Origin of the sequence: Verrucosispora sp. WMMD703 (assembly GCF_049178935.1) — a bacterium.
Lineage (GTDB): Bacteria > Actinomycetota > Actinomycetes > Mycobacteriales > Micromonosporaceae > Micromonospora > Micromonospora sediminimaris.
Genome location: NZ_JBMHMM010000004.1, coordinates 5019830 through 5032597, shown reverse-complemented (window position 1 = coordinate 5032597; position 12768 = coordinate 5019830). Strand labels below are relative to the sequence as shown.

Here is a 12768-nt window from a genome sequence, read left to right as displayed (position 1 = left end):
GCCGTCCCGGTATCCGGACGGCTACCCTGCGCGGTGACTCAGACGACGGCGCCGTCGTCCGGGTCGCGGTCGTCGGCGTCGCCGGGCCGCAGCCGCCACACAAGCGTGACGAAACCGGCGAGAATGCCGGTGAAGCCGAGCAACGTCACGATGCCCTGGTCGACGGGGAGCAGATCGGGGAAGAGGAACAGCACGAAGCCGAGCAGCACGGCGAGGATGCCGGCCAGCGCGAACTTCGACACCCGGGGCAGCGGTGGTGGCGGCGGCGGTACGTAGCGCTCGTCGTCGTCCGGGTCGTCGGGCAGCTCCGCGCCGAAGGTGTCCAGGCCGTCCAGCAGCGACGGCCCCTCCCCGTCGCGGGGGCCACGTCCCACCGAGACGCCGGAGATGTCGGCGGCGTACGGCAGTCGGCGTACGTCGGTGGCGGTGGGGCCGGGCTCCTCGGTGCCGGGTCGGGTGGCGGTGGCCGTGCCACCGCCCCGTCCGGCCGGGTCGTCCACATTCTCTGCGGCGGGCCACGGATGGTCGCCGGAGCCGGGCGGGGCGTGGAAGCCGGCGATGATCCGCTCCCACTCGGCGTCGATGTCCGGCTCCTCGCTGGCGCGGGCGTCGCCGGTCTCGTCGGCGAGTTGGCTGAGGTAGTCCCGGGCGGTGCTCAGGTGCGAGCGGTCCACGTAGAGCCGGTCCACCGGCCGGGGCGGCACGGTGGTGGTACGGGTGACCGGGTTCAGGTCGGCCGATGGTTGCAGGTAGGCGGCGATCCCGCCGGCGGCCAGCACGTCGAGCAGGTGCTCGCCGACGCGCGGATCGACGTCGCCGGCGATGGCGTACTCGCTCGCGTCGAGACCGTTGTCCCGCCGTCCCCGGCGGGCCCCACCCGCTGACACCGACCATCCTCCTCATCGCGCCACCGGCGCGCCCCGCAGCCCCTCGGCGCGCCCCCGCACGCCCCGTGCCCTGAATCGTGACACGTCGAGGGTGGGTTCGGGGAGTGCCTTGTGGCGCGGCGTACGGTCACCGGGCCCGGCCGATGGCCACAGCCGTCACTGTCGCACCGCCTGTCTGCCGGGCGACTCGGCCAGGCGACGACCCTCGGTGATGGCGACTCAGCGTGACGAAGCCCCCTCGGCCCCCGCCTACCCACCGCCCCCTTTGCTCTGCTTCAACCCACGCACAGCCGCCTGACCAGGTGGGATGGTGCCAGCGGAAGCCAGGTTCCGGCGAACAACCGCCACGGAAAGTGACTGTTGCGTGGGTTGAAGCAGAGCAAAGGGCGGAGATGGGAGGTGCGGAAGGGGAGCGGCCAACACCGAACGTGACGGGTGATTTCGGGCCGAGCGTCCGTTGCCGCGGCTGGCCGGTGGTTCGTAGGCTCGTGCCACGATCACCCGACCCGGCGCGGTCCGCGGTGAGCAACACCTGGGGAGAGGATGCCGGTGCTCTACTGGCTGCTGAAGTACGTGCTGCTCGGCCCGCTGCTGCGGCTCATCTTCCGGCCGCAGGTGGAGGGCCTGCACCACGTACCGGCGACCGGTCCGGTCATCCTGGCCAGCAACCATCTCTCCTTCTCGGACTCGATCTTCACACCGCTTATCGTGCCGCGGAAGGTCACCTTCGTGGCCAAGGCGGAGTACTTCACCGGCAGGGGGATCAAGGGCTGGCTGACCAAGATGTTCTTCACCGGCACCGGCACCATCCCGGTGGACCGCTCCGGCGGCCGGGCCGCCCGCGCCGCGCTGGACACCCAACTGAAGGTGCTGCGGGCCGGCGGCATCGCCGGCATCTACCCGGAGGGCACCCGCTCGCCCGACGGCCGGCTCTATCGAGGCAAGACCGGAGTGGCCCGGCTGGCGCTGGAGAGCGGTGCGCCGGTCGTGCCGGTGGTGATGCTCAACCTGGACGAGATCCAGCCGCCCGGTCAGCTCATCCCGAACCTGGCACGGGTCCGGATCCGCTTCGGCCCACCGCTGGACTTCTCCCGTTACGCCGGGCTGGCCGGCGACCGGTTCGTCGAGCGCGCGGTCACCGACGAGATCATGTACGAGTTGATGGAGCTCTCCGGCCGCGAGTACGTCGACGTCTACGCCCAGCAGCTAAAGGCCCAGCCCACGGCGACGACCCCGCCCGCCACACCTGTCGCGGCCTGAGGGGCCCACCGGAGACGGCAGGCCGGACGTGGGAGGCGAGTGGGCCGGCGACGGTCAGGAGGCGAGGATCTGTGCGGTGTCGGCGGGCGGCTGGGCCAGAGCGAGCAGGCCCGGTGCGCCGTTGCGGTGGGCGAAGGCGCGCAGCTCGGCCAGGGGCGCGTCGGCCGCCGCGAGGTCACCGGCGCAGGTCAGTTCGCGTACCGCGAAGGTCAGTGCCAACATCCGGTCGGTGACGTCGGGGATGCCGGCGTAGGTCTCGGCGGCGGCCAGGTGCAGCTCGGCGGCGTGCCGGTGGTTGTCGTCGGCCCCGGCCAGCGCGCCGGTCACCGTCCGCAGCGCCGCCTCGGACCAGGGCGTACGGTGACCGACCTGGTCGAGCATGGCGCGTATCCGGGCGGCGGGCTTGCGTCCGGTGAGGCACGCCGCCCAGCTGGCCGCGGCGATCCACTCGCCGCTGGCCAGCGCCGGTACCGCGGTCCACGACTCGGCCAGCTCGTCGACAAGCGCGGCGGCCTCGTCGAGGCGACCCTGTACCGCCCGGCACAACGCCCCCATCGCGAGCATCGTCCAGTGCAGCCGGTGGAAGCCGCTGCGCCGCGCGATGTCCAACGCGGCGGCCACGTCGTCACGCGGCGGTGTCCCGGTCGGCGCCCCGTCGGCGGGTGGGCCCGGCGGCACCGGCCGGCCACGCAGCACCAGCAGGCACGACCGCAGGCCGCGTACCTGCATGTCCCAGCTGCCGGTCGGGGTGTCCACGAACGCCTCGGCGGCGGCGAGCAGCCGGCCGAAGTCCCCCTCGAACCAGGCCCGCATCGCCTCGCCCGAGTAGCTGGTGGTCAGGGTCTGCCCGCTCGCGGTGCGGGCCGGCGCCGCCGACAGCAGGGCGTCGGAGCGTAGCCAGTCGCCCTCCTCGCGAACCGCGTAGGCGAGGTTCTGGGTGGCCCGGGGCAGGGCGAGCAGTTGGCCCGCCCGGCTGAACTCCACGATGGCGTACAGCTCGTCGAGCCCGGCGCGGTCGCCGGCCTGGTAACGGGCGGTGGCCGCGGTGATCCGGGCGTTGGTGCGGGTCTCGGTCAGCCCGAGTCGTTCGCCGATCTCGGCTGCCGTGTCCGCCGCCGCCACGGCCGGGTCACGCTCGTAGTTGAGCATGTGCAGCCGCCCCAACTCGGCGAAGGCGTCGGCCTTCTGCGGGCTGTCCGGCAGCGGCTCGAACAGCCGTACCGCCCGGTCCAGGCAGGCCAGGGCCGCCGGCCGGTCGGCCCGCAGCCATGCGGCCTGGCCGAGCAGCGTCCAGGCCCGCGCCGCGCACGCCTCGTCGCCGTACGCGAGCAGTCGCTCGGCGAGCGCCTGCACCTGCTCCGGCCCGCCGCTGGAGAGGAAGGCGTTGCCGTCGCGGTGGAACGAGATCTCGGTGCTGAGCAGCTCCAACTGGAGCCGGCCCACCGGATCGGAGTCGTCGGCCAGGCCGAGCGCCCGGGCGGCATGGCTGGCGGCGGCGTCCAGCCCGTGCAGCGCGTACGCCCGGCGCGCCGCCCGGTGCAGCGCGGCCCGGGCCGGCGCGGCGTAGCGGATGGTCTCCATGCCCAGCGAACGGGCGATCTCGTGCGCCGCCCAGCGGTGGTGGGCCAGCACCTCGGCCAGGTCGGTGTCCCGGCTCTGCGACAGCGTGTCCAGCCAGTCGGCGGTGCGTTCGTGCCGGGCCACCCGCTCGGTACGGGGCAGCCGCTGGTAGCACACGTCGCGGACCAGGACGTGCCGGAAGCGGTACTCCGGCTGACCGGCCATCGTGGAGGCGGCCTGCTCGTGGACGAAGTCCCGCTGCTCCAGCCGGCGCAGGGCACGCTCGACGGACTCGACCGGCTGCCCGACGGCGGCGGCCACCGCACCCGGCCAGAACTGCACCCCGACGACTGCGGCGGCCAGCAGCACCGCCCGGTCCTTCGCGTCGAGCAGGTCGACCCGGTTGGCGATGACCGCGTGCACGCTCTCCGGCATCGGCAGGTCCAGGTGCTTCTCCAGCGACCAGCCACGCCCGGACTGCCGCAGCGCCCCCTGCTCGATCAGCATCCGGACGTACTCGTGGGCGTAGAGCGGATTGCCGCCGGCCACCTCGATCAGCGGGGTCAGCAGGTCGGCGGAGAAAGCGGCCTGGCCGAACATGTGCGCGTACAACGTGGCGATGCCGGTGTCCCGCAACGGCGGCAGGGCGATGGTGACCGAGCCGGTGATCGTCCCGGCCCAGCTCGGATCCCGGTCGACAAGTTCGGGACGGGCGGTGCACAGCAGCAGCAGCGGTACGTCCCGGGCCGCCGCACCCAGCAGTTCCACGAAGCGCAGCATCGCGTCGTCGGCCCAGTGCAGGTCCTCGAAGACCAGCACGGTGGGGCGGCGGGCGGCGAGCGCCAGCAGGAACCGTCGCCACGCCGACTCCGCCTCCTCGGCCGGCAGCGGGGTGCCGGCCAGCCCGACCAGCGGTCGCAGCGCGTCGGCCACCCGGTCCCGCTCGGCGACGCCGACCAGTTCGCCCACGGCGGTGGCCAGCCGTTGGGCGGCGCTGGCCGCGGGATCGGTGTCGAGGATGCCCGCCTCGGCCTTGACGATGTCGGCCAGCGCGGCGAACGTGACGTTCTCGCCGAACGGCGGGCACCGGCCGATCCGCCAGGTCAGTGGCTCGTCCACCAGCCGGCCGGTGTGCCGGTGCAGCTCACGGACCAGTCGGCTCTTGCCGATGCCGGCCCGGCCGAAGACGGTCACCACCTGGGGCCGACGGTCACGCAGGCTGCGGTGCAGGGCGTTGACCAGCATGCCCAGCTCGTGTTCCCGGTCGATCAGCGGAGTGGTGTCCGGCTCCCGGTCGGTGGGCTGCTGGCGTACCGCGGACCGGGCCAGCCACACCTCGGTCGGTGCGGACCGGCCGCGCAGGGTGACCGGTGGCTGCTCGTCGTACCGGATGGTGTCCCGGGTCAGCGCGTGCGTGGCACCGTCGACGAGCACCCCGCCGGGCGGCGCCGCCGACTGCAACCGGGAGGCGGTGTTGACCACGTCACCGGCCACGATCGCCTGCCCGCCGTCGCGAGCGGCGGCCACGTCGACAAGTGCCTCCCCGGTCGCCACCCCGACCCGGAAGCGCAGCCCGTCGGTGCCGGTGGGGGTGAACCGGGTCAGCACCCGCTGCAACTCCAGCCCGGCCCGGACACACCGCAACGCGTCGGTCTCGGTGGCAATCGGCGCACCGAACAGCGCCATCACCGCGTCACCTATGTACTTCTCCACCACCCCGCCGTACTGGCCGACCACTCGGCGGGCGGCGGAGAAGAAGCCGGTCTGCATGCCGCGCACCAGCTCCGGGTCGGCCCGTTCGACGTACGGGGTGAAGTCGATCAGGTCGACGAAGAGCACACTGACCCGGCGGCGATCCTCCTGGTTGATGGTCGCCGGCCGGTCCGTGCCGGCGCGGGGTGACCCACAGGAGGTGCAGAAGGCCACGTCCGGCGCGAGGGGGCGCAGGCAGTGTGGGCAGACGGCACCGAGTTCCGCGCCGCAGCCACCGCAGAAGCGGTCGCCCTCGGCGGCGGTACGTCCACAGCGGTCACACTGTGCGGCGATGACACCCTCCATTGGCAGGCCCCCGACGCGCCGGGGCGCAGTATCGAGTATCGCCGCCCGCCGCACTGTCGGGTACCGGGCTGTTGGTTTGTGGACACTCAGCCGGGCAGCTCACGGCGTTCCGGAACGGCTAGATTCAGGCAGCCGATTTGTCGACAGCTGATCAGGGGGACAGCTCCATGGTGTACGTGATGCTGAAGAGCGACTGGACCGACGGTAACGGGGTCGCCCATTCTGCGGGTGACTCGGTGGACGTGGACGCCGCTACCCTCGCGCAGTTGCAGGCGCAGGGGATCGTCGGCGAGGTGCCCGGCGGTGGCAAGGACGGCACGGACTGGGCCGGACCGGGTGGCACAGACTGGGCCGGGCCGGGCAGCACCAAGCCCTGACCGAACAACGACGGGCGGGGCCGGGACGTTCGTCCCGGCCCCGCCCGCATTGTCGTCTGCGCGGTGGCCGCTCAGCGCTCGTTCATGCCGGCGCGGCGGCGCAGCGCGGGCACGTCGGTGACCACGATCCGGCGACCCTCGGTACGCAGCCATCCCCGGTTGGCGAACGAGCCGATCGCCTGGTTGACGCTCTGCCGGGAGCCGCCGGCCATCTCGGCGAGCTGGCTCTGGTTCAGCTCGATGGTGATCATCGGAGCCTGGCTCTCGCCGGCGAGCCGGACCAGCGTCTTGGCCACCCGGCCGGGCAGGTCGAGGAAGACGTGGTCGGCGTTCTGCTCGGTCAGCCGACGGATCAACGCACCGAGGGAGCGCATCACCGCGTCGAGGATGCGCGCGTTCGAGTGCACCAGCTCCATGAACGCCGGCCGGGACAACGCCAGCGCGGCAGTGTCCTCGATCGCCTCGGCCGAGGTCGACCGGGTCGAGGCGTCCAGCAGGGAGACCTCACCGAGCACGTCCGGCGGACGCATCACGGTCAGGATCGCCCGTTCACCGGTGGGCGCGGTCCGGAACACGGCCACCGCTCCCCGCCGCAGGATGATCAGCGACTCGCCCGGGTCGTTCTCCACGAACAGCAGCTGACCCTTGCGGTACGTCCGGGGCACCGCTGCGGCGACCACCCGCTGGCGTACCTCCGGCTCCAGCCCGGCGAACATGTCGACGCCGGTGAGCGCGTCGCCCGGCTCCGGCAGGCGCATCTCCACGGCCCCACCCCTCCCCGGTCAAGGACCCCAACTCGCTCACCGGGTGAGCCTGGCGGCCCTGACGAGGTGATCCGACACCCGTGCGGCGTCCGGCAGCGGTAACACATCAGATCATGACGGTCCCGTCGCGTGCTGTACACCCCTCAAATCACTTCCGTGACCGGTTCGAGCTGGGGCGTGACCTCCCGGCGGACCGTGGAAGCGCTCCCGGTGTCGCCGACCCGATGAACGGGCCGCGGTGACCGTCCGCGAGGATGGTCACGATGGCCTACCGCTACTTCTACGACTGCGAGTTCATCGAGGACGGCCGGACCGTCGAACTGGTCTCGATCGGCGTCGTCGACGAGCACGGCCGCGAGTTCTACGCGGTCTCCACCGAGTTCGACGCGTCCCGGGCGGTGCCCTGGGTACGTCGCAACGTTCTGGACAAGCTGCCCTCCCCGGCAGACCGGGCGTGGCGGTCCCGCGAGCGCATCCGCGATGACCTGTACGAGTTCCTCGTCGAGCCGATCCGGGGCCGCCCCGGCGAGGAGGTGGAACTGTGGGCCTGGTACGCGGCGTACGACCATGTGGCCCTGGCGCAGCTGTGGGGTGCGATGCCGGCGCTGCCCCGGGAGATCCCCCGGTACACCAAGGAGCTGCGGCAGCTGTGGGACGAGCGGGGTCGGCCTCCGCTGCCGAACGCCGCTGCGGCCCGGCACGACGCGCTTGTCGACGCCCGGCACAACCTGGCCCGGTGGCGGGCGATGACCGGTTCGTGAGATTCGGTATTTCGGTGGTTTGACCGGTGCTGTCCCGGGCACCGGGTTCGCCGACGGGCCGAGGCGAGGGAGTGCCGGCGTGGGCAGGTGCAGGGGAGTGTCGACGTGAGCGGCGGGGTGATCGGCGGCCGGCAGGCCCGGAGACGGATCACCGAGCTGATCCGGGCCGCGCGGATCTGCACCCTGACCACCATCTCCCTCGATGGTCGGCTGGTGGGCCGGCCGATGACGCTGCAACGGGCGGAATTCGACGGGCAACTGTGGTTCTTCGCGTACGCGGGCTCGGCGACCGCCCGGCAGGCGCGGGTCAACCCGGAGGTCGAGCTGAGCCTGCACGACCCGCAGGCGCAGGTCTGGGCCTCGATCACCGGCAGCGCCCGGGACGACCCTGACCAGGCACGCGCCGAGCGGCTGTGGCACCCCGGACTGGCCCCGTGGTTTCCGGACGGTCCGGCCACGGCGGGGCTCACGCTGATCGCCGTGCACCCCACGGCCGTGCGGTGCTGGGACGCCCGGGGTGGTCAGGTCGAGCTGATCGGCCCGGTCGGCGCGGCGTTCAGCGGTGGGTCCTCGGCCGATCACCGGGAGGACGGCTACTGACCGGTAGTGGGGCGCGGTGTGGGCCGTACCGAGCGGCGACTACAGTTCGTAGGGACGGCCCGCCCCGGGCCGGCAACGGTGCCGAGGGTCCGCGCTGACACATATCCTGGGGCTTGATCGGGCTTGACCAGATGCTCCCCAGGAGGATGAGCAGATCATGCGTATCGGCGTGCTCACCGGCGGCGGCGACTGCCCGGGTCTCAACGCGGTCATCCGGGCGGTGGTCCGTAAGGGCGTCGCCAGCTACGGCCACGAGTTCGTAGGCTTCCAGGACGGTTGGAAGGGTCCGCTCGAGGGGCTGTCCCGCCCGCTCGGCATCGCGGAGGTCCGTGGCATCCTGCCCCGTGGCGGCACGATCCTCGGCTCCTCCCGGACCAACCCCTTCAAGATCGAGAACGGCGTCGAGCGGATCAAGGACAACCTGGCGGCGCAGGGTGTCGACGCCCTGATCGCCATCGGCGGCGAGGACACCCTCGGTGTCGCCACCAAGCTCCACGAACTGGGCGTCAACGTCATCGGCGTGCCGAAGACCATCGACAACGACCTCGGCGCGACCGACTACACGTTCGGCTTCGACACCGCCGTCAACATCGCCATGGAGGCGATCGACCGGCTGCACACCACCGCCGAGAGCCACCACCGCACCCTGGTGGTCGAGGTGATGGGCCGGCACGCCGGCTGGATCGCCCTGCACGCCGGCCTGGCCGGCGGCGCCAACGTGATCCTGCTCCCCGAGCGGAACTTCGACGTCGAGCAGGTCGCCGGCTACGTCGAGAAGCGCTTCCAGCACCAGTACGCCCCGATCGTCGTGGTCGCCGAGGGCGCCCAGCCGCTGGAGGGCCAGATGGTCCTGCAGAACCAGGAGCTGGACGCGTTCGGTCACGTGCGGCTCGGCGGCATCGGCCAGTGGCTGGCCGAGCAGCTGGAGGCCAAGACCGGCAAGGAGGCCCGCACGGTCGTGCTCGGCCACATCCAGCGCGGCGGCACCCCCACCGCGTTCGACCGGGTGCTCGCCACCCGGCTGGGCCTGCAGGCCATCGACGCCGCCCACGAGGGCGACTGGGGCAAGATGGTCGCGATGCAGAGCACCAACATCGTTCGCGTCCCGCTCGCCGACGCGACCGCCGAGCTGAAGACCGTTCCGCTGGAGCGGTACGCCGAGGCCGAGGTCTTCTTCGGTAGCTGATCGTCGTTCCGGCGTCGCGGTCGGGCCGTCGGGCCCGCCGCGACGTCGGCCCACGAAGGGGGTACGCCAGGTGTCAGCCGGGGTGCACACGGTCGCGGTGATCGGCGCGGGCAAGATCGGCGAGCTGATGCTCTCCGGGCTGCTGCGGTCCGGCTGGCCGGTGGACCGGCTGCTGGCCACCGCCCGCCGCCCGGCCCGCGCCGAGGAACTGGCCGACCGCTACGGCGTACGGGTGGTGGACAACCTCACCGCCGTGGACGAGGCCGAGGTGCTGGCCGTCTCGGTGAAACCGCAGGACGCCGCCGCGCTGCTGGACGAGATCGGGCCCAAGGTGCCGCCCGGCAAACTGCTGATCTCGCTCTGCGCCGGCCTGCCCAGCAGCTTCTTCAGCCGCCGGCTGCCCGAGGGCACCCCCGTGGTGCGGGTGATGACCAACACCCCCGCCCTGGTGGACCAGGCGATGACCGCGATCTCGGCCGGCGCGTACGCCACCGGCGAGCACCTGGCGCTGGCCGAGGAGATGTTCAAGCCGCTCGGCGCGACGATCCGGGTGCCCGAGACGCAGCAGGACGCGGTGACGGCGCTGTCCGGCTCCGGCCCGGCCTACTTCTACCTGCTGGTCGAGGCGATGACCGACGCCGGCATCCTGCTCGGCCTGCCCCGTCAGGTGGCGCACGACCTGATCGTGCAGACCGCGATCGGCTCGGCGGTGATGCTGCGCGACTCCGGCGAGCATCCGGTGAAGCTGCGCGAGGCGGTCACCTCGCCCGCCGGCACCACCATCTCCGCTGTCCGCGAGTTGGAGAACCACGGCGTACGCGCCGCCCTGCTGGCCGCCCTGGAGGCCGCCCGCGACCGCGCCCGCGAACTAGCCGCCCAAGCCGAGTAGCACCCACCCCACCCGCCCCCCCGCCCGGGCCTCGCCCCCGCCCCGGCCCTGCCAGCCCCGCCCGCCCGGCCCGGGCCGCGCTGGCGGCGCGGGTTGCGGTAAGTGGCGGTATCCCGGTCGAGTTGAGGGCGCGAAATGCGGCGTCTCGTGCGGTGACGGGTAATCGGCCGGCTCGGGACGGTAGCGGGCGCGGACACAACGGCGGTCAGTTCAGCGGTGCCGGGTCGTTCCGGTGATCGGGGTGGCGCATACTGGCGCGGTGTTCACTCTCGCCCAGGCCCGGCATCTGGTAGCCACCCTGCATCCCCGGATCGACGAGCTGATCCGGGTCCGGGCCGACCTGGCCGAGTTGCAGGCCGACCTGGCCGGCCACGGGCTCAGCGCGCTCGGTGGTCGGGCCGAGGTCAAGGGCCTGGAGGCCCGGCTGTACGCGGTCCTCGACGAGATCCAGCAGCACGGCATCGAGGTCAAGAGCGTGGCACCGGTGCTGCTCGACTTTCCCGGCGAACGCGAGGGCCGGCAGGTGCTCTGGTGCTGGCTGGAGGGCGACTCGGACGTGCGCTGGTACCACCGTGCCGACTGCGGCTTCGCCGGCCGCCGCCCGATCTGAGACCGGGCCCGACAGGTGACCGCCCCCGGAAGGCCCGCACCGCCTGCGTACCGTCGTCGGGGTTTCTCGCGGGCCTGCCTGGGCGCGCTGCTCGACTGGTTCGTCGAGCGCGGCGTGCGCACGGTGGATCTGAAGGCCAGTGCGGAGGGCGAGCCGCTCTACCAGGAGCTCGGCTTCCGGCCCACGTCGATGGCCGCGATGCGGCGGGGTGAAGGGTGCTGATGTTCGCCACAGCGTTGGCTGCGGACGCCGAGCTGCGACCGCTGAACCCGTGGCACGCCGAGGAGTTCCTGGGCAACCTGGACCGGGCGCGGGAGCACATCGCGCCGTGGGTGTCGCCGTCCTTCGTGGCCACCGACCTGGCCGGGGCGCGGCACGTGCTCCAGCGTTATGCCGACCGGTGGGCCCGCGACGACGGCGGCATCTGGGGGATCTGGTCGGGCGGCAAGCTGGTCGGTGGGGTGCTGCTGGTGTCGCTGAACGCGACGTCCGGGGTGTGCGAGGCGGGTTGCTGGCTGGAACCGGCGGCCGAGGGCCGGGGCCTGGTGACCCGGGCGGTCGAACGGCTCATCGACTGGGTGCTGGTCGAGCGCGGACTGCATCGGGTCGAGTGGCGGACCAACGCCGGCAACGCGCGCAGCATCGCGGTTGCCCGCCGGCTCGGCATGCGGCGTGACGGCGTGCTGCGCGAGGTGCTTGCCGGCCCGGACGGCCGGATCGACCTGGAGGTCTGGTCGGTGCTGGCCCCCGAGTGGCGGGCCCGGCGTGCCGGCGTCCCGTCGATCCGGGACTCCGGCGGCGTCGCTCCTGACAAGTAGTTGAGCCGCCGGCGGCGGGGCCAACTGCCCCGCCACCGACGGCTTATCGCTCAGGCCCGGTCAGGAGTTGGCGACGTCCACCGTGCCGGCGTAGTCCGGGTTGGCCTTCAGCCACTCCTCGACGGCCTTCTCCTCGTCGTCCTTGTGCACGTTGAACATCAGGTCCTCGAGCGAGCCGAGCTGCTGGTCGTCCATCTTGAACTTCTTCAGCATCTCGGTGACCTCGGGGAAGTCCGCGCCGAAGCCCTCACGGGCCAGCGTGTTGATCTCCTCGGCCCCGCCGAGCGTGCCCTTCGGGTCCGCCAGGTCCTTCAGCGGGTAGTTCGCGTAGGCCCAGTGCGGGTGCCAGAGGGTCACCACGATCGGCTTCTGGTCCTTGATCGCGCCGTCCAGCGCGGCCAGCATCGCTGGCGTCGACGACGTCTTCAGGGTGAGCTTGCCGGTCAGGTCGTACTCCGGGATGACCTTGTCCTGGGTGGCGGCGGTCAGGCCGGCACCGGGCTCGATCCCGATGATCTCACCGCCGAAGGCGTCGGCGTTGGCAGCCAGGTCCTCAAGCGAGTTGACGTCGCTGACGTACTCCGGCACGGCGATGCTCAGGCTGGCGTTGTCGTACCAGACGCCGACCTTCTCGATCTTGTCGCCGTACTCCTTCATGTAGTCGGCGTGGGTCTGCGGCAGCCAGCTGTCGAGGAAGAGGTCGATGTCCCCCGTCGCCAGGCCCTGGTAGACGATCCCCGCCTCGACGTTCTTGAGTTCGACCTCGTAGCCCTTCTCCTCCAGCAGATTCTTCCAGAGGTAGGAGGCGGCGATGGCTTCGTCCCAGGCCATGTAGCCGATGGTGAGCTGCTTGTTGTCGCCGGCCGAGCTGCCGGAGTCGCCGTCGTCGCCGCAGGCGGCGACGCCGGTCAGCGCCAGGGCGGCGGTGGCCGCCAGCGCGACCCGGCGCACCAATTTACTGCTCCACATGTGGAGTTTCCTTCCCTTGTTGCGGTGAA

13 protein-coding genes are annotated in these 12768 nt (G+C 72.2%); 9 read left to right on the top strand and 4 right to left on the bottom strand.

Features of this window, described 5'->3' with window-relative positions:
- Positions 1–38: 38 nt before the first annotated feature.
- On the bottom strand, positions 39–887 hold the full coding sequence (locus ACN26Z_RS23315) for a DUF308 domain-containing protein (RefSeq protein ID WP_282237384.1): 849 nt from the start codon (positions 885–887) through the stop codon (positions 39–41).
- 549 nt (positions 888–1436) lie between these two features.
- Between ACN26Z_RS23315 and ACN26Z_RS23310 the strand changes: the two genes are divergently transcribed.
- Positions 1437–2147, top strand: coding sequence for a lysophospholipid acyltransferase family protein (locus ACN26Z_RS23310; RefSeq protein WP_093401562.1), 711 nt, complete (start codon positions 1437–1439; stop codon positions 2145–2147).
- Positions 2148–2201: 54 nt separating this feature from the next.
- On the opposite strand, the gene ACN26Z_RS23305 is transcribed toward ACN26Z_RS23310, so the two are convergent.
- Entirely contained in the window at positions 2202–5765 is a 3564-nt protein-coding gene (locus ACN26Z_RS23305; protein ID WP_421463428.1) for an ATP-binding protein, read from the bottom strand.
- A gap of 167 nt (positions 5766–5932) precedes the next feature.
- Between ACN26Z_RS23305 and ACN26Z_RS23300 the strand changes: the two genes are divergently transcribed.
- Positions 5933–6142 (top strand): hypothetical protein, encoded by a 210-nt coding sequence (locus ACN26Z_RS23300; protein ID WP_210939792.1) that lies wholly within the window; start codon positions 5933–5935, stop codon positions 6140–6142.
- A 71-nt stretch (positions 6143–6213) separates the two neighbouring features.
- Here the strand turns inward: ACN26Z_RS23300 and ACN26Z_RS23295 are convergent, their stop codons facing one another.
- Positions 6214–6906, bottom strand: coding sequence for a Crp/Fnr family transcriptional regulator (locus ACN26Z_RS23295; RefSeq protein WP_093401197.1), 693 nt, complete (start codon positions 6904–6906; stop codon positions 6214–6216).
- Between the two features lie 263 nt (positions 6907–7169).
- On the opposite strand from ACN26Z_RS23295, the gene ACN26Z_RS23290 reads away from it, so the two are divergent.
- From ACN26Z_RS23290 to ACN26Z_RS23260, 7 genes are all read left to right on the top strand, one after another.
- A complete protein-coding gene (locus ACN26Z_RS23290) occupies positions 7170–7667 on the top strand; it encodes a polyadenylate-specific 3'-exoribonuclease AS (RefSeq protein WP_093401561.1) in 498 nt (165 codons plus the stop codon).
- A gap of 105 nt (positions 7668–7772) precedes the next feature.
- Positions 7773–8267, top strand: a complete 495-nt coding sequence (locus ACN26Z_RS23285) for a pyridoxamine 5'-phosphate oxidase family protein (protein WP_421463427.1) — start codon at positions 7773–7775, stop codon at positions 8265–8267.
- A gap of 157 nt (positions 8268–8424) precedes the next feature.
- The gene (locus ACN26Z_RS23280) at positions 8425–9453 is read left to right on the top strand and encodes a 6-phosphofructokinase (protein WP_093401195.1); all 1029 of its coding nucleotides are present in this window, start codon (positions 8425–8427) and stop codon (positions 9451–9453) included.
- A gap of 70 nt (positions 9454–9523) precedes the next feature.
- Positions 9524–10342, top strand: coding sequence for a pyrroline-5-carboxylate reductase (gene proC, locus ACN26Z_RS23275; RefSeq protein ID WP_282237388.1), 819 nt, complete (start codon positions 9524–9526; stop codon positions 10340–10342).
- 259 nt (positions 10343–10601) lie between these two features.
- Positions 10602–10952 (top strand): DUF2203 domain-containing protein, encoded by a 351-nt coding sequence (locus ACN26Z_RS23270; protein WP_093401193.1) that lies wholly within the window; start codon positions 10602–10604, stop codon positions 10950–10952.
- Between the two features lie 15 nt (positions 10953–10967).
- Entirely contained in the window at positions 10968–11174 is a 207-nt protein-coding gene (locus ACN26Z_RS23265) for a GNAT family N-acetyltransferase (RefSeq protein ID WP_421463426.1), read from the top strand.
- Complete coding sequence (locus ACN26Z_RS23260) at positions 11174–11770, top strand: GNAT family N-acetyltransferase (RefSeq protein ID WP_421463425.1); 597 nt, start codon at positions 11174–11176, stop codon at positions 11768–11770. Before ACN26Z_RS23265 ends, ACN26Z_RS23260 begins: the two co-directional genes overlap by 1 nt.
- A 60-nt stretch (positions 11771–11830) precedes the next feature.
- On the opposite strand, the gene ACN26Z_RS23255 is transcribed toward ACN26Z_RS23260, so the two are convergent.
- Entirely contained in the window at positions 11831–12739 is a 909-nt protein-coding gene (locus ACN26Z_RS23255) for a glycine betaine ABC transporter substrate-binding protein (RefSeq protein ID WP_282237391.1), read from the bottom strand.
- Between the last annotated feature and the right edge of the window lie 29 nt (positions 12740–12768).